The sequence below is a fragment of the Spirosoma terrae genome, assembly GCF_010435915.1.
GTDB classification, from domain to species: Bacteria; Bacteroidota; Bacteroidia; order Cytophagales; family Spirosomataceae; genus Spirosoma; species Spirosoma terrae.
The window spans coordinates 341,416-365,102 of the sequence record NZ_JAAFZH010000002.1; the positions used below are offsets into that span (position 1 = coordinate 341,416).

Here is a 23,687-nt window from a genome sequence, read left to right on the forward strand (position 1 = left end):
AATGCCCACGTTATTTATTAGTGCAGGGCTGCGCTTCTTCTTGGTTATGTTCGATCTTATCAATGAACCTTTCCATATTCATGTCGGTGACGGCGGACGAAAGCTCTGTAAGTATTGGATTTTTGCCGACGGAAGTTTTGAATTGGCAGATTCTAAAGGGTTTAAACAACGTGAACTGAACGATATTGAAGCGACGTTAACAGCACAAATGGCCTTAATTCAGGAAATGTATGGCAACTATTGCACAACCAACCATATTGCAATCAATTATAAAACCAAACGGAGTAGTTGATCAGGTAATGATTGATGATCTACCTATCATCAAGAATGTTTGGGTAGATGATACTCGAGTGCATATGGATCTTGAAGATGGACGGTCAATTGCATGGCCGTTTACCTGGTCGCCACTTTTAGCTAACGCCACTTCTGAGCAACGGCAACATTTTTCATTTTCTGCTTATCATATTTTTTGGGATGATATAGACGAAATTATTGGTGTAAAAAACGTTTTATATCCCCCTATTAAAGCGGCTGATGCTTAAAATTCAGCCTGAAGCCATCATGGTAGCTGCACAAACACAAACCACGCATAAGAACTTTAAAGGCATCGAGAAGACCGTTTTTGGTCGGGGAAGTTTTTCACAACTCGATGAAATTCTGGCTCCACGTCGGGGCGACAACGAAGGCTATTTTGTCTTCATCGTCGATAATTATTTTAAAGGAAAACCGCTCGAGGAGCGGGTTCCGGTTCATGCCGAAGACCTGACGTATTACATCAGTGTTGAAGAGCACGAGCCGACTACGGAGCAAATCGATCAGCTTCGCGATGAAATCCTGGCCAAAAAAGGGCTTCCTTCCGGGGTTGTAGGCATTGGTGGAGGAAGCATCATGGACATTGCCAAAGCATTGTCGCTGATGCTGACCAACGAAGGCTCATCGACGCTATATCAGGGGCTGAACCTAATCAAAAAACCAGGGGTGTATCACGTGGGGGTACCAACCATTTCAGGAACAGGAGCCGAAGTGTCGATGACTGCTGTGTTGACTGGACCCGTTAAAAAACTCGGTCTGAAATGCGAATGGACAGTCTTTAACCAAGTCGTGCTCGATCCTGAATTGATTGCCAGCGTACCGCGCAACTGGTGGTTCTATACGGGTATGGATACGTACATCCACTGCGTAGAGTCGGAAAACGGCCGCATGAATAACGCGTATTCGCATGCGTACGCCGAACAGGCCATGAAGCTTTGTCGGGAGGTTTACCTGGGCGAACAGTCTGGGCAGACACCCGAAAACGACGATAAACTGATGGTGGCGTCGTTGATGGGCGGGTTGAGCCTGACCTATTCGGAGGTTGGTGTGTGCCACGCGCTCAGCTACGGCTTATCGAAAATTCTGGGAACTCGCCATTGTTATGCCAATTGCCTGATCATGAATCATCTGGAAGACTACTATCCGGAAGGTGTTGCTGAATTCAAGCAGATGGTAGCGTACCACCAGATTGATTTGCCGCAGGGCCTGGCGAACGAATGGGACGATGAAACCATTACAAAGATGGCCCACGTATCGTATAATCTGCCCCATATGTGGCTGCATGCCATCGGTGACAATTGGCAGGAGGTCATTACCATCGACGTACTGAAAGATCTGTTCCGGCGCTTATAATTTATCTTAACTGTTGACAATTATGTCTCAAAAAATCGTTCGCGTTGGCGACATCGAGTGCGGGTCTGATGAGTTGTTCCTCATTAGTGGACCCTGCGTTATCGAAGACGAAAAAATTATGATGACGGTTGCCGAACAACTCCGCGAAATCCAGGAGCGAGTCGGTATCAAAATCATCTATAAATCATCGTTCCAGAAAGACAACCGTTCTAGTCTGGACTATTACAATGGTCCTGGTCTGGAGAAAGGCATTGCGATTCTGGCCAAAGTAAAAGAACAATTCGGGTTTCCGTTGCTGACCGATGTGCACTATCCTGATCAGTGCGCTCCGGTAGCGGAGGTGGTCGATGTTATCCAGATTCCGGCTTATCTGTGTATGCAGACTATGCTGGTTACGGCAGCGGCTAAAACCGGCCGGGTGGTGAACATTAAACATGGTCAGTTTCTGGCACCGGAAAACATGAAGCACCCGGTCAAAAAAGTGGAAGATTCGGGCAACGATCAGATCATACTGACGGAACGCGGATATACCTTCGGCTATAACGATCTGGTGGTCGACCCACGTAGTTTCTATCACATGGCACGTACCAACTATCCGGTCGTTTTCGACGTAACGCACGCCATTCGTAAGTATGGTATTCCGTCGGCCGATGCTAAAGGTGGTGCCCGCGAGTACTTGCCGGTATTGGCTCGCGCGGGTGTGGCTGCTGGTGTTGATGGTCTGTTTGTGGAAACGCATACCTGCCCATCCGAAGCCCTTTGCGATGCCGCCAGTCAGCTCGACATTCGCTATCTGGAAGAGTTCCTGAAACCCTTGCTAGAGCTACATGCTGTTGAAGTGAAATACCGCAATACCTTGCCAGAACTGGCGTAATTGACGATGTATGCTGTACGTAGTATGATGTATCTGGTTTCTAATGCATTATACTACGTACGGCATACATATTTTTTATGACCGATACAGAACAGATTTTTACAGAGCTTGGTGGGCAATTTGTTACCTCCGCTGATACGTTAACGGAGAAGTTAAAGGCCATTCGGGCTGTTGTTTTCGACTGGGATGGGGTTTTTAACGACGGCACAAAAACCGGTTCGGGAAGTAGCTCGTTCAGTGAGGTAGATTCAATGGGAACCAACCTGCTCCGGTTTGGCTTCTGGCTGCACCACGGCGGCCAACTACCTGTTGTGGGTATTATAACGGGCGTAACGAACGTAATGGCCGACGAACTGGTACGTCGTGAGCATTTCCATGCCTGTTATTCGCAGGCCAAAAACAAAGTGGAGGTATTGGCTCATTTCCTGGGACAGCATAATCTACAGCCGAATCAGGTTGCTTTTTTCTTCGATGATGCACTCGATCTGTCTGTAGCTGAAGTAGCAGGCGTACGGATCATGATTCGACGGAAGGCCAACCCTTTATTCTTGAACTACGCGATCAAGAATGGGTATGTGGACTACGTAACGGGTAACGAAAGCGGTCATTTTGCCGTTCGGGAGGGCTGCGAGCTAATGCTGGGTCTGCTCGGTCAATTCGATACGGTTATGAGTGAACGACTACGCTACCGCCCTGTTTACGATCAATATTACCAGCAACGGCAAGCCATCGAACCCAGTTACTGGACAGTTGGTCCGGATGGTCCGGAGCCGAAACAGTAATGGTTTTGTGAGCCAGACTAAGCGGAGTTTAGTCATTTAGTACATGTTAATGAAATCAGGTACAGCCTGATTTCTCCCAACTACAGTTATGATCATCGGTATTATTCCTGCCCGGTACGGGTCGACTCGTTTTCCCGGTAAACCATTGGCCGATATTGGCGGCAAAACCATGATTCAGCGCGTGCTGGAACAGGCCTGGCAGGCCGAGTCACTGGATAAAGTGGTGGTAGCCACTGACGACGAACGTATTGCCGAAGTCGTACGCCGGATAGGAGGAGAGGTTGTAATGACACGGACCGATCATCCCAGTGGAACGGATCGTTGTTGGGAGGCTTATAGCCGGCTGGTGGCAGAAGCGGAAGTTTCTCAGGATTCAACAAACTATATCGTCAACATTCAGGGCGACGAGCCTTTCATTGATCCTGAGCAGATCGATGAGTTGGCGGCTATTCTGGACGGCTCCGTCGAACTGGCCACGCAGATGGCTTCTGTCGACTCGGCTGATATCCTACATGATCCAAAAGAAGCCAAGATTGTTATTAACTCCCGAAATGAGGTGCTATACTTTAGCCGGGCCGCCATTCCTCATTTGTGGGGTGTCGATCCGTCTGTCTGGCATCTGCATCATACCTATCATCGACACGTTGGTTTATACGCCTACCGGGCCGATATTCTCGAACAGATTACGCTGTTGCCACCCTCTTCGCTCGAACAGGCCGAGTCATTAGAGCAACTACGTTGGCTGGAAGCCGGTTATCGGATTAAACTGGTTGAAACACGTTTCCAGACGCCAAGCGTTGACGATCCGGCTGATATTGAGAAAGCGCTACGTGATCTGAAGTAATAACAGACTACGTATCATTCTGGCTTATTAACCCCATTTATGTCATCTCATCACGTTGTTCGCGAAAAACAGGAACCCGCACTATTGATTGCCAATGGCGAAGCTTGTCAGCCTGAGCTACTTGGGCAACTTTTGGAGTGGAGCCCGACGGTGGTCGTGCTCGACAGCGCCATCTGGCGGGTGCTCGAACTGGGTATTAAGGTAGACGTATTGTTGGGTGATTTTGATCAGGACTTAGACCTCGATGTTATTCGGGCACAGCAGTATCCACTGGAGGTGGTGCATACGCCCGATCAGAATAAGACGGACCTGGATAAAGGTATCGAATTTCTGATTGAGCGGGGTTTTCCGGCGGTCAATATCGTATGGGCTACGGGTCGTCGGGCCGATCATAGCCTGACCAATATGACGAATATTGTTCGCTATAAAGAACAGATTCGTATAGTGATGATTGACGACCACTCCAAGATTTTCCCGCTGGTGGGTCGTTTCGAGAAATGGTATGAAGCCGGAACGCCTGTTTCGTTAATACCCGTCGGAACTGTCACCGGCTTTACGTCCGATGGATTAAAATATAACCTTCAGGACGCTACATTGACACTGGGCTACTTCACGAGTAGCAGTAACGAAGCCGCCGAAGATGGTTTTGTGCGGATCGAAGCCAAAACCGGTGATCTGTTGATTATGGAGTGCTGGGATTAGTTACGCGCCAAACCGACGTTGTAATGGCTTTTCAATACCTTCATATAACGCATAACTAATCCCCACAAGAACTATAAACAATATGACATAACTGTCGATGAAACGCTGTAGTACTCGGCTAATAATACCGATGTGAATCAGGTAAAAAGCGTACGAACTTCTTCCCAAAGCCTGGACTATAGAGGTTGATAATAATTTCTGGATGACTGTTTTTTCGCGTAGTAGTCCGAGAAGAAACAAGCAGATTCCTACGGGCAGGAATCCGTTGTAAAAGACGAATTCGCTTAGCAATGCTACGTTATTGTCTTCATAGAGAGTCACGATGAATGTCTGGGCAACGACGCATAGCATGGCCAGCATAAACCCAGTACGTGTTGTCTGCCTGTATGGTAAAATGCGCCATCGGTGCGCAAGCCACATTCCGGCAATAAACTCGAAAGCGCGGCCAAAGAAGGTATAGAAAAGGACAAAATGCAGGCTACCCAACAGTCCGTGCCCCTGCAAACAACCTACACTGTAACGTAACAGCAAACCTAGACCCACCAGCAAAGCTGATAGACGTAACGGTCCCCAACGTAGCATAAGACCGAACAGCATCGGCGCCGACAGATAGAAACAAAGTTCAACGGTCAAGCTCCAGCTTTGGGCGATCCCGCTGAATACATACTGCTCAGAAAGTCCTTGCGTTACAGTCAGATTAAGGAGAAGTTCAGTCCCGTTAATTGACTGCCCTTGCACAACTGCTGCTCCGACGGTTACTAGCAGAAGCAGTATATACAAAGGCCCAAGTCGTGCGAAGCGATTTTGTAAATAAGCCCGCCAGGACCACGTCTTGCTGGCATACTCCTCGGCGTATCGATGATAGATGAGAAAGCCGCTCAGTACGAAAAAAATGCTAACCCCGATATAACTCTGATTCACTAGCTGATGAAACCAGTTCGGGGAACGTATTGGATTGTAATGGTGCAGGAAAACCAGATAAGCCGCCAGCGCACGCAGACCAGTCAGCGCGGGAATTTGTTCGCTGGTGGTTGTCATCGTATTCGTATAACCCGGCCACGGCCTTGGTTTTGAGTTCCTTCGGAAACCCGCCAGTCTTGTTCTGAATCGTCGAGGGTGAGCGTATACAAATACACTCCGGCAGGTAATACATTGCCAGAATCGGACCGGCCGTCCCACAGCCACTCGTTGAGCCCAACTCGACTGGTAAAGCCAGGCTGATCGTTACGTAAAGCGCGAACAATATGGCCTGCTACGTCGGTAATAATCAGGTTAACTCGTTCGGGTGCTTTATCGCCGGTGATTCGAAACGCAAACGTTACCTGATCACAGAAAGGATTCGGATAGACGGTGAGGTCGGTCAGCGTTCGTGCATAACTGACCCGAAAACTGATCCGGTACGGGGCTGCTACGTTACCCAGCTGATCGCTGGCCGTAACCAGCAGATGATACGTGCCTTCTGGAAGCGTCGGAGATACGTAGCGAATCCTGAAAATCATATCCTGATTAGTAGACAGAATGCGGGCGTTACGCCAGCTAAGGCGCTCAAAATGAGTATTTTCTGGTCGTTGCAGGAATAGCTCAGTTCCCAATGTATCGCGACGTACCAGCGACCGATTATCATCGGCAACCAATACATCAATAGTAGGCTGAGCGGATACGTTGACTCCGTTTTCTGGCCGAACTCCGTCGATGGCCACTTCAAGGAGTGGGCCAGTCCGATCGGGACGCACGACTAATGGCAGGTCGAGTGTATTGTTAACAAACGAATATTCGGGCTGAATACGTGGATTAACCGTGAGCAACAGACGATTGATTCCGGGTATTTTTTCGGTTGGAATACGCATCATGAACCATAGCGTATCGCCCGAAACAGGCGCGTTCAGTTGCCATTGAGTCGCTATTGGTTGTGCTGCATTGGAGGCATAAAGCGTTTGTTGAATAGTTAGTGAATCCGAAAAGTTATAGGGACTGAGATTGATAAATTGAGCCGTAACGGAAACTGTATCGCCTTGCTCAATATCGGCTGGCAGCGCGTGAACTAACCGAAGCTGGCCTTCAGGAAGTCCCTGGGCCTTGCTGTCGGGATCGAACGTAAATGAGCCTGTCGACCATTGATTGGGGTTGCTCGTCTCTCGGACGCGCCAGAAATAGCGTGTTCTGGACTGTGTTGCCAGAGTTGTTACGTGTGTGATGGTTGTTTCGGCCCTTAGCGTTGTTTTGCTGTTTAGTGGGCTATCGAACCGGGCTGTTGTATCCAGTTCTACATCGAAGGTGTGAACGCCGGTGGCGGAATAAAAAGCCACCAGTTGGACTGTGCGGTTCGGAATCATGCCGGATTGTGGTGGATAAATAAGAACTGGTCCACTAGCGCCTACGGTCAATTCCACAGATGCCTGATTGTTTGTGTGGTTGAGTTCCTGAATGGTATTTGCCGGATTAACCGTAACCTCAAATCGATTCAGACCGATGGCCGTACGGTCGTTGGGCAGCGTAAGGAGCAGCGTATCCCGATACGCAATAGCACGAGGCAAAACCACGTTGTAAACACCCGTTTCCTGGTCGTCAAGAAATCGCCGTACACGTATTGGAAGGGCACTACGTCGGTATTGGCCGTAATTAGTGACGACAACCGACAGCCTGACCGAATCACTCAACGCTGTTAAAGGCTGGCCAGAAGGATTGTCGATTGTTACATCGTTGGTTGTTACGGCATAATCAGGGGTTGTAAACGGGAACAGTCGAATGGCTGGGTCGCCCTGCAAGACCATCTGCTGCGCGTTTGCCAGATATAGACCCGTTGGATTTTTGGCCAGTACGCGACGAACCGTTTCCTGCTGGATTTCGCCAACAGATCGATGAAGAGAAGTGCTATCGGTCAGTAACGTGTAGAATTGCTGACTATAACGGTCCAATACGTCGGTATAGCCCAGGTGGCTGTTGGCTATGGCGGCTATAGCGCCCCGATTCGGTGTAACGACCCAGTCTGAACTAAACGTGGGGCGGCTATAGAATATATTACCGCTGGCACAACCATTGATCAGCATCAGCGGATACTTGCCTTTATTGCTGTATCCGAGCGCATCGTTAGAACAGAAACCGATGTCGAGGTCCGATACATCGAGGCTCGAATGGCCAAAGAAAGTCATCAGTCCAACGCCTTCGTTAACTTCTTTCGCTACGTTGATCGACTCCACCGAATTGGTGGTTTTCTTGCCGATGGTCGCGATCTGTGCGCCAAGCGATTCGCCCATAGCCGTTGTACCATAATGACTAAGAATTGACTTGAACGTGATTGCTTCACCCGGATTCGCACCACCGCTTAAATGGAGTATTCGTTTACGCCAGGGTTGATCGGGAGGGGTGTTCTCAAACTCTTTTACTTTATTCAGATAATCAATGACTTGCTGAGGAGACGTAACGTTGAGTCGGCCGGTCGGAATAGCGGGTACATCCTGCGGCTCTCCGGCCAGTCCAGCGGTGAATAGCAAATCTGAACCGGGAAATCCGGCGGTTAGAACCAGATCGATGTTGACCTGGTCGTAATTGCGACGTACACTGGGCGTACTACGGCTGTGACCAATCAGGAGTAGGTAACGAGGTCGATTTGGCGAGTTTACACTCTGACGTAACAGTTGATCGGCAAACCGCCGGATCGCCAGTGGATGCCGTTCGCCATAGCTATACTGGTCGAACAACTGCTGAATCGATACCGTAAGTGTATCGTGCTGGCCGCCCGTCTCAGAGGCACGATACGTAGCATAAGCCCGTACTGCATCGTAGTAGCCGCCCGCTGGTTTCATCAGCAACTCGTGGCTAATGATCAAATACGTCGGTCGCCGTTCCGACCAGTTTTGGAACGTAACGGGTAAAAGACGAGGAACGGTTTTGACTTGGTCAGAACGTAGCACTGTCCGGCCGTTATACGTGTTGCGAACGATGAGTTGGTGGCTTCCTGCCAGGGAGGTTGTTGCTCCGATACGTATCGGAGCAACTGGGTCCGAAATATCCCAGAAACGAGCATTGCTACGGTCAACAGTCAAAAGCGAGCGACCAGTGGGGGTGGGGGTAAGCCGGTACGTTTGTGTCGCTAGGCCATTGTTGGTAATACGCTGTGGATATTGTAGGTGTATATACGAGACAGAATACGAGTCTGATCCGTCGTTTCCCGTTGAAACGGTCGATACCAATAGCTTTCCATCATTACCTATGTCAGACCAGAGCAGGTCCTTCGACATCCGGCCATTGGTATAAAGCGCGAAAGAGGCTGAGTCGATGTTTCGGCGGGTAGCTGGAGAAGAACCAACGTAACAATCAACGGTATGGTCAGTATATCCGCGACCGGCCAGTAAAACGTCTAAACGCGGTGCCGGGCCGTTTCGGTAGACGTTGTCGAGCGAAAACGTGTTATCGTAAAATTGACCTTTTTGCTGAATAAGACCAGTATATCCTTCGCCTTCTTCGTAGTAGCTATACTCTATTTTGGGTGGAATACCGGCAGCCCAGCCTGGGTATGAATCGGTAAACAATCGGAGTTCTTCGGCCCAGTGATACGGTTCGGGAGCTAGATTGTCGGCATTGGTATCTGAGTAGGAGGCCATGCGTTTACCGGGCTTTCCATCCAGACGCCACGTTAAAAAGTAGACTGTTGTATCGCTAAAAAGGCTGTAGTACGGATGTGGCTGGGCACTAACCGGCCGGTACAACAGCGAATCCTGAGCACCATCATTACCCTGTCCGTAAAACTCCAGGAAATCATCTTCATTAAACTGGTTATCGGCTTCGCCTGCTACGTAGATAGCCTGCTCAACGCCCCGATGGAAAAGCTGGATTGTGGCAGGCGGTATTGATTTTACTGGAAAACCCGCTTTTTCTAACTCTGTGTATGTTATTCTGTAAATGCCGGATTGAGCAATAGGGATCTTAAAATACGTTTGTTGGTAATTAATCCATTCATTGCCAGTAGGTTGTTGTTGGGCTAGAGTCTGAGCCAGCCCGGCAAGATAGCAGACAATAATCAATACGTTACGGCGCATAGTTGATGGGTATGGCCGTTAAAGTTACACTAAATTCTTTCTTTTGTATTCTTTTTATGTTTATATAGTGACATAAAAAAGGGCCTGCATTGCAGGCCCTTTTTTATACAGATAATGCAGCGATTAATGTTTATCGACCCATATTTTGCTCGTATACGAATCGCCACTCGACAAGCGCGAAACGGCTGCATCATAATTAGGTTTGTTGAGCAGCGTTTCCTGCGTTGAGTAAACAGCTCGGCGTGGAATCTGACCATTGGTCGAGCCGGCATTTGGGCCGGGTGTCAGCTTCGGATAGCCCATCCGACGCCATTCGATAAACGCTTCATGCGACCGGCCAAATAGCTGAATCCATTTTTGCGTACCGATTTTTTCCAGCTTCTGTTCTTTGCTTAAACCCGAGAACGATAGCTCAGCGTAGGTGGCGGGCACCGATGTAATGTTGAAAGGAGACATAGCCATAGCCGCCTTTACGCCATCCTGATAGAATTTTTCGGCCTGATCGGACGCAGCGCCCCAGCCTTCGAGAGCGGCCTCTGCTTTGTAGAAGCTCACATCCGCAAACGTAAACTGAGCGCACGGAATGGCGGGCGAGAATGCTTTGTTGAAGAACGTAGTCTGCGACGCTGTCGAATAATCGTCTTTGATGATGGTTTTCAACAACGCATCGGTCAATGCAACACCGATTCCTTTATACGCTGGTTTTCCGGCTTTTACCGAGCTAACCGTTGGCTGAACCAGGCCGGGCAAGCGCGGGTCATTGGTGGAAACCAGTTGATTTACAAACGTATCAGCCAGGTATTTCAGGTCAGGGCTACCGGCCAGCCAGTGGTTCAGCACAGGGTGCACATTTGAATTGGTCGCATCGTTATACGTCGGGATGGCGGCATTGTCGGCATTCGATTCGAGCAGGGGCTGTCCCATGGCTTCCGTAACGGTTTTTTGCGCCAGTGCCGGGTCCGAATAACGAATTCGCATCCCCAGGCGGAGTTTAAGCGAGTTGCCGTATTTCTTCCATTTCGCTACGTCGCCTTTGTAGTAAAAATCGGCGTTGCCGTAGCTGGCATCATTGGCGTTCAACTGAGCAATAGCCGCATCGAGCGTTGTAATCAACGATTTGTAAATGGACTCCTGCGTATCAAACGCAGGCTGATTGTTGACACTCTCGACACCCAGGGCGGTTTGCGAATACGGTACATCGCCAAATAAATCGGTCAGTCGTTGCCAGATGGAAATCTCCACCATGCGCGCAATGGCCAGTTTGGTACGTCCTTTCGGGTCGTTTTCCTGCCCTTTCAACAACTGATTCCGTATCTGGCTGATGTTACGTAAGTACGTATAATGGGCTGCCCACAGATCAGTATCGGCCTGCTGGATATAGCGTGAACTGGAAATCAGTACGCCCCCCGCCCAGTGCTGAATCCAGGAGCCGAATTGGTTGTTGGGGTATTCAAAGCCTTCTGAAAAAGCCGCATCGCGCTGCACTTTCGACAAAACCAGGCCGGGGTCAATGGTGGTAACAGAAGTAGGAGGGGTATTAATTTTTTCGAAGTCGCCCGTACATGCCTCCACCGCTAGTAGTGCAACCGCTATGTAAAGGGGTTTTAGTATTTTTTTCATCGATCAATCAAGTTTGATGGATTGGATCAAGTTTAGTCTGAGTAGGATCTACAGTTCGCAGTTGAAACTGAAACCGACGTAACGTAACAAAGGCAGGGCTGTCGATTCCAGACCCAGCGACGAGTTGTTGACGTTGAAGGCAGAGGCTTCGGGAGCGAAACCTTCTGTTTTACGCTGGAAGTAAAAGAGGTTCCGGCCATAAACGCCCGCCCGAATGGTACGGAACGGTGTGCGGCTAACCCATTTCGACGGAAGGCTATAATTCAGGGTTACCTCCCTCATCATGATGTAGCTGGCATCGTTAAGCATTTCTTCGGCGACTACGTTGTCTTTATCGGGGGCTATTACGTTCCAGTAGTCCTGCGCACGTACCGTTTTGGTATTCGCCTGTCCGGTGCTGGTCCAGCTACCATCGGCTGCTTTCGAGCCAACAACGCCCTCGGCTACGTAGCTGCCATCGCGGCCAGGAAGTGTTTTCTTGATTGTTCCATACACCAGTTCTTCGCGCAAACTTTGCGAATAGATGTTGCCGCCCTGACTGATATCAACCAGCCCCGATAAGGTTATGCCTTTGTAGCGCAATACGTTGTTGAAACCGCCAATCCAGCGTGGTAGTGCATTCCCGATCTCGTAGAGAATTTTGGCATTCGTTTTCACAGGAAGGCCGGTCGCCGGATCGATGATACGATTGCCGCTGGCATCCCGTATCCATTGGAAACCATTACCCAGAATGGTACCGAAAGGCTTGCCGGGCGTTGCAATAATCTGAACGCCCCGGTCGCTACCCAGAATGTAGGTCGAAACGCCTTCGGCCAGCGAAACCACTTTATTGCGGTTATGCGAGTAATTCAACGTTGCATCCCAGGTGAAGCCAGATGTTGTTTTTACGACGGTTCCGTTCAGAGACAATTCAATGCCGTGGTTCTGGATTTCGCCCGCGTTGATGAGTCTGGAGGTAAACGTACTGGACGGCGGTAAGGGTACGTTCAGAATCTGGTTTTTCGTGCTGGCATTATAGTAGGCAACTGACAGACCGATACGATTCTTCAGCAAACGCGCTTCCAGACCAAACTCATTGGAGGTTGTTAGCTCATTTTTCAGGTTCGGGTCGGGAATTGTCGACGAGAAGGAAGCCAGCGGAATGCCGCCCTGCGTGTACTGGTCCAGCGAATAATTGCCGTTCAACTGATACGGGCTTCCCGAGCTACCCGCTTGCGCCCACGATGCGCGAACTTTCAGGAAGCTCAACACCGGGCTTTGCAGACGAAAAGCGTCCGTCAGAATTAAACTTCCGCTGATAGCCGGATAGAAGAAGGAATTGTTCTTCGGCGACAGCGTTGACGACCAGTCGTTTCGGGCCGAAAAGTCAATGTAGGCCATGTCTTTATAGCCAATCGAGCCCGAGCCATACACCGAATTAATCGACGATTCCAACAGTCCGAATACATACGAATTAGTCAGCGTATTATTGATAATGAATAGATTAGGTGCGATAAATTCGTTACCTGTATTGCCCGTTGTGCGGGAGAAATAGCGCTGGTGGTTGGCGCCCAGGTTTAACGAGAACGAAATATCTTCCGACACTTTAGGAGTGAGCGAGAGCAGAATATCGCTGTTGTCTTCGCGGGTGCGGGTAACTTCTTCCGTAATATCGCCGTTTTTGTTGGTTGTTACGTAGGTGCCCTTGTCGCGATAGCGGAAACGCTGATCGGTATAGAAGTCGGTTCCGGTTCTGGCTGTCAGGCGAACCCAGTCGTTGAATTGGTAGCTCAATCGAATCAGTCCGATTATCCGGCGACGGTCATCGGTGTTGCGGGTTCGCGACATGGTCCAGTATGGGTTGGCGGTCGATGAGTTGGTGGCGTATGTTTTTTCAAGGCCAACAAACGGCGTAGTGCCGTAGCCCAGCTGTTTGGCTACGTCCTCGGCTGTCCAGGCCGAATTCGCCAGGATATCCATAGGAATGCTACGTGGCTGACTGATGAAAATATAAGCCGGATTGTCGGCCGCATCTGAAACCGTTGGTCGGTTCACACCCGCCTGGGCAATGTAATTGACCTTTACGTCGGCTTCCAGCTTAGACGTTACTTTCGCAACAGTCCGCAGACTGATGTTATTCCGTGCTAGCGTATTGGTTGGTACGTATCCGTTAATGTTTGTGTTGGAATAGGCGAGCCGGTAGTTCACGTTTTCGTTGCCACCTTCAAGACTGAGGTTATTGACCATCTGTTTTTCGGTATTGAAAAACGTCTGGAACGTATTGGGCTGTGGGGTTAGATTCAATACGTTACCCCATTGGTCTTCGTATTGCTGCCCTTCCATACGAGGCCCCCAGCTCGCTCTGGTAAACCGATCCCGGCCACCGCTCATTTTGGGCATTCCCTGAATGCTTGCTGCCTGAGCAGCCGCCCAGGTATAGATTTTACCGTCATTACCTCTGAAATTAGTAAACGTTCCGTCTAGGCCCTGAGCGTATTCATCCTGAAAATCAGGTAAGACCAGCGCATTGCCCAGCGAGTAATCGATACCGTATTTAATACCAATACCTTTCTTGTTTTTACCAGATTTAGTCGTGATTAACACGACGCCATTACTACCCCGCTGACCATACAAGGCGGCTGCATTGGGGCCTTTCAGCACCGACATCGACTCGATGTCTTCGGGGTTGATGTTCGAAATACCGTCGCCGTAATCGATACCGCCCGAACTGCCCGGCGTTTTCGGGTTCTGGTTGTCCATCGGAATACCGTCAATGACGTAGAGTGGCTGGCTGTTACCAACCAAAGAGTTGTTTCCCCGAATAATAACCCGCGACGAGCCACCGGCGCCATTGGCTGAACGAGTCACCTGCACACCGGCCACTTTACCGGCCAGACTGGTCGCTACGTTGGCTTCTTTGGCAGTAGCCAGATCCTGGCCGTTCAGTTCCTGAACCGAGTAACCTAGCGAACGTTTATCGCGCTTGATTCCCAAAGCCGTTACCACAACTTCGCTTAGCACAGCGTTATCTTCGCTCAACGTGACGATGATTTCGGTTCGGTTGCCGATCGGGATTTCCTGCCTGACAAACCCTACACCCGAAAAAATAAGCGTAGCGTTATTATCGGCATTGACCGAGAATTTTCCGGCTACGTCGGTAACGGTTCCCCGGGTAGTACCTTTGACCAACACGTTAATGCCAACCAAGGGCTCTTTTTTGGCGTCCAGTACGGTTCCCTGTATGACTCCCTGAGCCCACAAAACACTGGAAATGAAAAAGGCTACCATGGTCATAGATAGCCTTTTAGGAGAAATAATATGGAGATGTCTCTTCATATTTCTTAATAATTATTTAACAATTAATTAATATTTATTTAACAATAAAAGCTATAAAGCTACTGAAATAATACATATTGATCAATGACCATTCGGAGAAACTATCCGTCCGTATCGCGGAAATATGTATATAGGATTTATGCACTTGATTGTAGATATTAGTAGCTGTTTTCTGACTTTTCTTTTCTGACATGTTGCTTAGCCTGGAGGTTATTTTATGCTAGCCTTATTACGTCGGCTTTTCAAGCTCCCATTGCTTAATTTACCGGCGCAAAGTATCTGGATCATGGTGGGGCTGGTTTCCTGGACCGTACCACTGGGAAATTATATCTGGCTTGGCCCTCGTTACTTTCTGGACTGGCGTATTTTAGTACTGGCGTCAGGGGCTTCGTATTTCGTCTGCTTCTCGTTACTGGCGGCTCAGACGGCCATTATTCGCTGGATTACGAACCGGTATCCCAGGATTGAACAGACGCCGAAACGAATGATGCTGGAATTTCCGGTCTTTATTATTATGACCATCGGAACCGAGATCAGCGCTTTCCAGCTCTATAGCAGTCTCCCGTTCATTGATTTTAACCCATCGTCGGCTACCTTATATACCATTTTCTGGATTGGCATCGGTTCTAACTTCATTTCCCTCTGTATCTATGAATTATACTATACACTCACGAAATGGCGGGAGAATAGTCTTCAGACTGAAGCGTACAAACGCGAGGCTCTGTTGAACCAGTTGGAGGTGCTGAAAACGCAGGTTAATCCTCATTTTCTGTTCAATAGCCTCAATGCGCTTTCGTCGCTGATTAGCGAAGAGCCAGCCAAGGCCGAGCAGTTTGTCGATGAGCTGGCCAAAGTATATCGATATTTGCTTCAGACCAACGAGGGGAATCTGACCACGCTGGATCAGGAACTGGCCTTTATTGATTCCTATTATTACCTGCTTAAAACCCGCCATCAGGAAGGAGTTCACCTGACGGTAAACATTACCCCCGAAACCCGTACGTTATTATTGCCGCCCTTGACCCTTCAATTGCTGGTTGAAAATGCGGTGAAACACAATCGGGTACAGATTAGCCAGCCTTTACATATTTCGATCGATACTAATTCAGAAGGGTGGCTGCGGGTGAAAAATAATCTCCAGCCGAAGAGTCTACGAATGGCTTCGAACCGGGTCGGTTTATCGAATATTTCAACAAAATACCGACTCCTTGAGCAGCCCGAACCCATCGTGACCGATCATGATGGTCATTTTACGGTGATGCTACCTTTATTATATACGTAGCAATCGACTCAGACGAACGAGCAGCTTACAGGTCTGGAATGTGGTTTGTTTGTTCTTAAGCAATCGGTTGCATAAAGCGATTACTTAATGGAGATTAAGCGTTAGTTTTTGTAGTATTCAGCCTTATAGAAAGAGTTAAAGCCATTTTTTAGTGAGATATCTGCCGAAATTCTCTACTTTTCGACATGTATAATGTGTTTATTCAACCGATTGCAGAAAACGGAAAAGACTAAATTACCGGATTCTATAACTCAGTAAGAACTTCTTAAACCAACCCTTAATCACGACTTTATTCCCTATGAAAAAGATAGTTTATCTGCTGATAGGCCATCTGATCGTCTCTACGTATGCCTTGGCCCAGTCGGCTAGTCAGGATTCGGCCCGGAAAGCATTTATGGAAGCGCAGGCGGTTATTCAGAAACAATCAGCGGAAGACCATAAGCTGATGATGGAGCAACTGCATATTACGTCGCTTCGGTCGGGTCCATCAGGAAATCCGAATGCACCCAATGCGGCTAATGTCGATGAGTCGAAGGCCACTACCTATACGAGCTTACCGGATCCGTTGACCATGAAAAATGGGAAGAAAGTAACAACGGCCAGCCAGTGGTGGAGCAAACGTCGCCCGGAGATTGTGGACGATTTTGACCGGGAAATGTACGGGCGAGTTCCGAAGAACATACCGAACGTTACGTGGAAGGTCGTAAGCGAAACGCGCGAAATGAACGGTGATATTCCGGTAATAACCAAGAATCTGATCGGTCATGTCGATAACTCATCGTACCCGGCTATTAACGTCGATATTGAGTTAAGGCTGTCTACACCAGCCAATGCGACCGGCCCGGTGCCCGTCATAATGAGTTATGGATTTCGGTTCCTGCCTGGTTTTCGGCCGCCAGCATCAACGCAACCCGCAGAACCAACCTGGCAGCAGCAATTGCTGGCAAAAGGGTGGGGCTATGCTGTTATTTATCCAACCAGTTACCAGGCTGATAATGGAGCCGGTTTAACGAAAGGAATTATTGGGCTGGTCAACAAAGGCCAGCCGCGCAAACCCGACGACTGGGGCACGCTACGTGCCTGGGCATGGGGAGCCAGCCGGGCGCTGGATTACTTCGAAACGGATAAGGCCGTACAGGCTGAGAAAGTTGGTATTGAAGGCTTATCGCGCTACGGTAAGGCAACGATTGTAACGATGGCTTATGAACCCCGTTTTGCCATTGCCTTTGTGGGTTCTTCGGGAGAAGGAGGGGTTAAGATTCACCGTCGTACGTTTGGCGAGCAGGTCGAGAACGTAGCATCGTCGGCGGAGTACCACTGGATGGCTGGTAATTTTATCAAATACGCTGGACCCTTAACGCCCAATGATTTGCCCGTGGATGCCCATGAATTAGTGGCTCTGTGTGCGCCAAGGCCGGTTTTCATCAGTTCGGGTTCTCCACAGGTAGAGGGCAACTGGGTCGATGCCAAAGGCATGTTTCTGGGTGGAGCCTACGCCGGACCGGTCTATAAACTGCTAGGTAAAAAAGACTTGGGAACGATGGAGTTTCCGCCCGTAGAAACAGCCCTGGTTGAGGGAGATATTGCTTTTCGTCAGCATAGTGGTGGGCACACGACCGGCCCTAACTGGCCAACATTCCTGCTCTTTGCCGATCGGTATTTTAAGTGAAATTTATACATCATAGTTTGCCAATTCCTGTTTTATGTTCCTGTCAAATAAACTAACCCTTACGGCAATCGCCCTGATTGCCATCAGCACTGGCCCTTTGCTTGGTCAGAAGGCTCCAGCGAAGCCTAAACCACTCGTAACCAACCTATACACGGCTGATCCGTCGGCGCACGTATTCAACGGGAAAATCTATATTTATCCGTCGCACGATATTGAAGCCAACGTACCGGAGGATGATGAAGGTGGTCATTTCAATATGCGTGACTACCACGTTTTTTCGATGGATAACATCAACGGTAAAGTAACCGACCATGGCGTAGCGTTGGATATCAAGACTATTCCGTGGGCTGGCCGTCAGCTATGGGCACCCGATGCGGCTTATAAAAATGGTACGTATTACCTCTACTTTCCGGTTAAGGATAAGCAGGACGTGTTTCGGATTGGGGTTGCTACCAGCAAATCGCCAACTGGACCGTTCAAACCGCAGCCAAAGCCAATACCGGGTAGTTACAGTATTGACCCGGCCGTGTTTACCGATACGGATGGGAAATCGTATATGTATTTTGGAGGTATCTGGGGCGGACAGCTTCAGCGGTGGCATACGGGAAAGTATGATGCCAGTTTGAAGACCGATCTGAAAAAAGATAAAGAACCGGCGCTGACCGCCAAGGTGGCTCGAATGAGCAACGACATGCTGACGTTCGATGAGCCCGTCCGCGATGTGAAAATTCTGGATAAGAACGGCAAACCCTTACTGGGTGGCGATCACGATCGTCGTTTTTTTGAGGGAGCCTGGATGCATAAATACAAGGGTACGTATTATTTCTCCTACTCAACCGGCGATACGCATTATCTGGCGTATGCCACCAGCAAATCGCCCTACGGACCCTTTACGTATCAGGGAACATTTATGAAACCCGTAACCGGCTGGACGACGCACCATTCTATTGTGGAATTCAACGGAAAATGGTATATCTTCTACCACGATGTCGAATTGTCGGGGAAAACGCATCTTCGGAACATCAAAGTACGTGAGCTGAAACGTAACGCCGATGGGTCTATCCAGTTAATTACTCCCTGATTATCTGGGAATTATTCGGCCGGAAAATATGTCTGGGCTGTAGTAGTATTGGTTGTTATTCTAAACCCTAAACAGCCCAGGCATGCGATCCCTTACTATTCAGATTCCCCGGCCCTGTCATGAACGTTGGGATGCGATGCAACCGTCCGAACGCGGGCGTTTTTGTGCAAGCTGTCAGAAACCGGTTGTCGATTATGCCACTTTCTCCGATCAGGAGTTAGTACGCTTACTCAGTAAATCGTCGGAGACGGGTTGTGGCCGTTTTCGTGATGAGCAGTTGAATCGGTTGGTCGTAGCTCCTCAATCAAATGCTACGTCGGTATGGCATCGTTGGCTTGGTTTCCTGACTATGGGCTTTCTGAGCTGGCAATCGGTACAGGCGCAAAACAAAGAGTTACCCCCGCGAATAAATCAGGAACGGGTCGTCATTCCAACTCCCGCTACGTTACTGCCAACGATTCGTGAGACAATACCAGAATGGGTTTTCAGAGGAAAGGTTTCTCGCGTGGATTCGAATGGGGCTGTATGGCCGATCAAAAACGCGATGGTGTCGGTTTTACGGGTTGGCAGTAACACGGGTCAGGCAACACCAAGTGACAGTAACGGAGAATTTACATTAATGTATCAAGCGGCAGATCCCAACCCAGACGTAGAAATACGCGTTTTCGCTACAGGATATCGTTCTAGGAGATTCATCCTTCATTTAACTCCGTCGAATCATTTGATGAAATTAGACGATGTCATTTTTATTCTCTCCGATAAAGTAAAGCCAACGGTTATTTCAGGAGGAATGACGCATCTGACCGAAAATCTATCGACTGGCAGCAACTGAATGCATATAACATAACTGACCTGACTTCTGGAACGTAGCGTCAGGCAAATCAACTATCATTTATTTATGCGCCATCTGGTGGCTTTTGGCATAGTTCGCAACGTCTATAAACGGGGCAACCCAAATAGTACCTGCGTTTTGCTTCAGGTAACGTAGCAACTTGTTATGTTCTGGCAAGGCAACATTCAGCGAATGGCCACCACCTACCCCGTGAAACAGAAACACGATCAGCGAGTTGGTGGCCTGGGCTTTTTTTACCAGATCGATCATCTCTTCGCCCGATTGACCGTTGATAACGTATGAGCCAATATCCGCGAAATTGATCCCGTCTATTGTCAGCATTTCGGCCTTTGTGCCCCGAGCCGCCACAAAGTCGGCTTCCACGGATTTGTAATAATCAACCCCGCCAATTTTAGTATCCCCACAGGGATAGGCAAACGTACGGGCGGTTTTACCATCGAGCGTTTTCAGGAGCGTGTTGGTCATTTTGATTTCATCGGTCATCCGCTGGAGCGTGTACTTACTTAAATCGTACGTCGGATTTACCCACTCCCGGCCCGGCTGATCACCAGCGCAAGGGTGAAACAAGGTGTGGTTGGCTAGCTCGTGACCTTTATTGGTGGCTGTTTTCCAGCGAGGAATATTATTGGCAAAGCCAGCTGCATAACCCGACAAATAGAAGGTTCCGGTCAGACCTAACGAATCCAGCGCAGGAATGGCCTTGTCGAGATGTACGGCAAGCGCATCGTCGTAAGTCAGGACGACAGCGCATTGTTTACCATTCCAGGTAGTCGTGTTCTGGCCCAACGCTACGGTATGGACGATGGCCAATAACCAGAGAAGATGTCTATTTTTCATGTTGTGAACAAGTTCTGACTAGAACACTACGTACCGAAAAACGGTAGCTGAGCAACTGCACTATGTAGAGTCTTAGTGTACGATTTTTTACTCGCCTGAAGGAGGGTTATTGGCTGCCTTGTTGGCAAAGGACTGGATGGCTGGCAATTCAGCCTCTAAACTGTCAATGAGCTGAGTGACCAGTGGAACGAAATCCGACAACGGTGTTGTAGCCCTGATTAAGGTTTCCAGATGCTGGATTTGCTGAACGATATCTTCCAGGCCAAACATCTTGATGGCCGCTTTCTGCGTGTGAATAATTTTACCGATTTCAACAGGATCATTAGCCGCCAACGCCTGGCGTAGCTGAGTAAGGTGAAGCGGAGTTTGTTCGAGAAATAGCTCAACAAGTTCAAGCGCAAACTCCATATCGCCCCCTACCGAATTCAGGAGGGGTTCAATCGAAAAGGTTTCTTTACTCGATTTAGCAGGGATAACCGGCGCTGGTATTTTATTCTCGACAGTTGAGCTGGGCACGTATTTTAGAATCAGCTGTTGAAGTTCGCTGGGTTGAAACGGTTTGGGTAGAAAGTCATTCATTCCCGCCTGTAGACATTGCTCCCGTTCGCTGGCCAGGGCGTGGGCGGTCATGGCTATGATTGGTATGTGACTACGTAGCGTATTCCGTATCTGGTGAGTAGCGGTATAACCATCCATAATCGGCATTTGAATATCCATCAAAACCAGATCAAACGATTCGTGCCGAAGCCGATCCACCGCCTGCTGGCCGTTTTCCGCAATATGCGCTACGTGTCCAAGGCGATTCAGTACACCGAGCGCCAGCTTCTGATTCATGAGGTTATCCTCCGCAACCAGGATTTTTAAGCTATGTCCCGGTTTATCCCAGGGCGATTTGTGTTTGTTGATGAGCTGTTCGGCTGAGCTGGGTGCGATTCGGTAGGGTATTTCCACCGTGAAGGAAGAACCCTGGCCAGGTGTGCTGGATACCGTAACCCAGCCACCCTGCAATTGGACCAGCGATTTAACGATGCTTAGCCCTAAACCCGTGCCACCATACTGCCGGGTTGTGGAATCGTTAGCCTGCCGAAATCGCTCAAAAATATAAGGTAGTGCCTCGGTGTCGATACCGATGCCCGTATCCTGGACAATAAATCGGACGTAAACGGTTTTATTGGTCGACTTAGTTTTTTCGACCCGGATCAGTACGCTGCCCTGCTTGGTGAATTTGATAGCGTTGCTAAGCAGATTCAATAAAATCTGCGTCAGGCGCGTGGGATCGCCTAATAAAACCGGAGGAATGGTTGGGTCAATATCCGCCGTAAGCCGTAGTTTTTTGTCGCTCGCGGCCGATTGAAGCATCGTTCGAATCGAATCAACCAGCGACTGGACACTGAAGGGTATCGTTTCCAACGGCAACATGCCCGATTCAATTTTGGCGATGTCCAGAATATCGTTTACAATCGTCAGCAGATTTTTGCCCGCCGTTCCGATGTAGCTGGTAAATTCTTTTTGTTCATCGGTGAGGGGGGTTGTTTCCAGCAGACTTGAAAAGCCCAGAATCGCGTTCAGTGGCGTACGAATTTCGTGACTCATGTTGGCCAGAAATTGCTTTTCGGTCAAACGGGCTTCATTGAGGGCGAATGCGAAGCGATAAGATAGTACCAGCGACTGGAAAAAAAAGAAACCTAAGTATCCTAAAAAGAGACCTATTTTTATTGGAGTAGCTAATCCAAAATACTCGCCCAGAATCAGGCTGAAGATGACGAGCAGAATGCCAGTGCTGATTAATGAATACAGTGCTCCCGGCCTATTCTGGCGAACCGCCAGCCAGTATACGTAAAAAGCATAACCAATATAGGCGACCATTAAACCCAGAAAAGGGTTCATCAACTGCGTGAACAGGATAGGCGGCAGAACAACTACGGTTATGGCAAAAACCATGCATACCCACGCCATCAGCGTAATGATCTGACGGTGAGTATCCTGAGGATATAGTGACTGGGTATAGACCAGAAAGATAGCTATCGCCAGGTATAATGAAGTATACTCAAGCCGGATCGTGGTCGACCAGGCAAGGTCGGGAAATAAGGTGTGCAGCGCATAGTGGTCAGTGCCTATGATTCGGTACGTATAAATAAGACAGAACAAACCGAAATAAAGCATTGGCCGATCGGTCCGGCTAAAGCTGAATAGCCCAAGAAAAAACAGGCCAGTCATAAAAACGGCACCGCCCAGAAAAAGCGCCTGTGCCCGGCTGGTCGCCAGCTCTGTTTCCAGTCTGGTTGCTTCGCCGATACGTATCGCTTTGGCAGACCCGCCTTTCGCATGCTGAAAATTACTGATTTGCAGTAACAGCTTAAGTGTATCGGCAGATGCTGGTACCTGAACCAGTTGCGTCGACCAATAAGGGGTAGTAGCAAAGGACGTAGTGGCCGGAGTTCCATTATGGGTTACCTCACTGCCATTGACAAACAGCCGGTAAGACGTATACTGGTCGGGTAATTCCAGCATCAGTGGAACCGTTCGTTGGGGTAATAACACGGTCAGTGCATACGTAGCGTACCCCTGATTAGAAAGCGGCTCTTTTTTCCAGTTACTGGTCGCCCATAACTGCGGGAATTTCGTATACTCAAACGTCGATTCAGGGTCGGTAGGAGTACGTAGTTCGTTCCAGTACCATTTCCATTCTCCGCGTAAATCAATAGCCTGACTAGTGAAATCTATTTGTCTCAGATCAAGAACGCCCTGTTTGGCTAGCGGTTGTTTTATGGGCTGAGCCTGTAGCAGGCTTGAGAAGAATAGGATGGTGAAAAATGAGTAGGTTAAGGTAACGAATAATCGGCGGCAGGGCGTAGTATGTGTAGGAGCTATGTTCGTAATTAACGTCATCCAGGGTTGGGATAGCAGATCGCTCCATAAATAACGGATATAAGGGTAAACCTGGATGTGGTGCATTCGCAATCGTATCTACAAAGTTGGATGAGGAAGGTCGTTGCTGACTACAGAAGAATGATAAATTAATGTGAAATATACTTATCAAAAACTATAGTTTAAGTTATTATAAAGCAAATTATTTAACTTTAATAGGATTCTAAAGCCGCTTGTCTTTAAAGGGATCGCTGATTGC

Annotated in this window: 17 protein-coding genes; 11 read left to right on the top strand and 6 right to left on the bottom strand. The window is 48.8% G+C overall.

What is annotated here, in order from left to right; all coding sequences use genetic code 11:
• Position 1: 1 nt before the first annotated feature.
• From GK108_RS06485 to GK108_RS06515, 7 genes are all read left to right on the top strand, one after another.
• On the top strand, positions 2-292 hold the full coding sequence (locus GK108_RS06485; RefSeq protein ID WP_163944628.1) for a DUF4160 domain-containing protein: 291 nt from the start codon (positions 2-4) through the stop codon (positions 290-292).
• Positions 231-542: a DUF2442 domain-containing protein gene (locus GK108_RS06490; protein WP_163944630.1), complete on the top strand. Its 312-nt coding sequence runs from the start codon at positions 231-233 to the stop codon at positions 540-542. The genes GK108_RS06485 and GK108_RS06490 overlap by 62 nt, the downstream gene beginning before the upstream one ends.
• Positions 535-1,665 (top strand): iron-containing alcohol dehydrogenase family protein, encoded by a 1,131-nt coding sequence (locus GK108_RS06495; protein ID WP_246224731.1) that lies wholly within the window; start codon positions 535-537, stop codon positions 1,663-1,665. The genes GK108_RS06490 and GK108_RS06495 overlap by 8 nt, the downstream gene beginning before the upstream one ends.
• Before the next feature lie 22 nt (positions 1,666-1,687).
• On the top strand, positions 1,688-2,539 hold the full coding sequence (kdsA, locus tag GK108_RS06500) for a 3-deoxy-8-phosphooctulonate synthase (protein WP_163944633.1): 852 nt from the start codon (positions 1,688-1,690) through the stop codon (positions 2,537-2,539).
• A 77-nt stretch (positions 2,540-2,616) separates the two neighbouring features.
• Positions 2,617-3,321: a phosphatase gene (locus tag GK108_RS06505; RefSeq protein WP_163944636.1), complete on the top strand. Its 705-nt coding sequence runs from the start codon at positions 2,617-2,619 to the stop codon at positions 3,319-3,321.
• An 88-nt stretch (positions 3,322-3,409) separates the two neighbouring features.
• Positions 3,410-4,165 carry a 3-deoxy-manno-octulosonate cytidylyltransferase gene (gene kdsB, locus GK108_RS06510; RefSeq protein WP_163944638.1) on the top strand — a complete coding sequence of 252 codons (756 nt, stop codon included), beginning with the start codon at positions 3,410-3,412 and terminating at the stop codon, positions 4,163-4,165.
• Positions 4,166-4,204: 39 nt separating this feature from the next.
• Complete coding sequence (locus tag GK108_RS06515; protein WP_163944641.1) at positions 4,205-4,867, top strand: thiamine diphosphokinase; 663 nt, start codon at positions 4,205-4,207, stop codon at positions 4,865-4,867.
• Here the strand turns inward: GK108_RS06515 and GK108_RS06520 are convergent, their stop codons facing one another.
• The 4 genes from GK108_RS06520 to GK108_RS06535 form a co-directional block, all read right to left on the bottom strand.
• Positions 4,868-5,905, bottom strand: a complete 1,038-nt coding sequence (locus GK108_RS06520; RefSeq protein ID WP_163944645.1) for an acyltransferase family protein — start codon at positions 5,903-5,905, stop codon at positions 4,868-4,870.
• A complete protein-coding gene (gene porU2, locus GK108_RS06525; protein ID WP_163944648.1) occupies positions 5,902-9,903 on the bottom strand; it encodes a putative type IX secretion system sortase PorU2 in 4,002 nt (1,333 codons plus the stop codon). Before porU2 ends, GK108_RS06520 begins: the two co-directional genes overlap by 4 nt.
• A gap of 123 nt (positions 9,904-10,026) precedes the next feature.
• Positions 10,027-11,523 (bottom strand): SusD/RagB family nutrient-binding outer membrane lipoprotein, encoded by a 1,497-nt coding sequence (locus GK108_RS06530; RefSeq protein WP_163944651.1) that lies wholly within the window; start codon positions 11,521-11,523, stop codon positions 10,027-10,029.
• A gap of 48 nt (positions 11,524-11,571) precedes the next feature.
• Positions 11,572-14,838, bottom strand: coding sequence for a SusC/RagA family TonB-linked outer membrane protein (locus GK108_RS06535; protein WP_246224732.1), 3,267 nt, complete (start codon positions 14,836-14,838; stop codon positions 11,572-11,574).
• 217 nt (positions 14,839-15,055) lie between these two features.
• On the opposite strand from GK108_RS06535, the gene GK108_RS06540 reads away from it, so the two are divergent.
• The 4 genes from GK108_RS06540 to GK108_RS06555 all read left to right on the top strand — a co-directional run bounded on the left by GK108_RS06540 (position 15,056) and on the right by GK108_RS06555 (position 19,702).
• Complete coding sequence (locus GK108_RS06540; protein ID WP_163944654.1) at positions 15,056-16,120, top strand: sensor histidine kinase; 1,065 nt, start codon at positions 15,056-15,058, stop codon at positions 16,118-16,120.
• A gap of 298 nt (positions 16,121-16,418) precedes the next feature.
• Positions 16,419-17,789, top strand: coding sequence for a glucuronyl esterase domain-containing protein (locus GK108_RS06545; protein ID WP_212592745.1), 1,371 nt, complete (start codon positions 16,419-16,421; stop codon positions 17,787-17,789).
• Between the two features lie 34 nt (positions 17,790-17,823).
• Complete coding sequence (locus tag GK108_RS06550; RefSeq protein ID WP_163944657.1) at positions 17,824-18,870, top strand: glycoside hydrolase family 43 protein; 1,047 nt, start codon at positions 17,824-17,826, stop codon at positions 18,868-18,870.
• Positions 18,871-18,952: 82 nt separating this feature from the next.
• Positions 18,953-19,702, top strand: coding sequence for a carboxypeptidase-like regulatory domain-containing protein (locus tag GK108_RS06555; protein ID WP_163944660.1), 750 nt, complete (start codon positions 18,953-18,955; stop codon positions 19,700-19,702).
• Positions 19,703-19,762: 60 nt separating this feature from the next.
• On the opposite strand, the gene GK108_RS06560 is transcribed toward GK108_RS06555, so the two are convergent.
• On the bottom strand, positions 19,763-20,560 hold the full coding sequence (locus GK108_RS06560; protein ID WP_163944664.1) for a polysaccharide deacetylase family protein: 798 nt from the start codon (positions 20,558-20,560) through the stop codon (positions 19,763-19,765).
• Positions 20,561-20,647: 87 nt separating this feature from the next.
• Positions 20,648-23,515, bottom strand: coding sequence for an ATP-binding protein (locus GK108_RS06565; protein ID WP_163944667.1), 2,868 nt, complete (start codon positions 23,513-23,515; stop codon positions 20,648-20,650).
• Positions 23,516-23,687 lie beyond the last annotated feature (172 nt).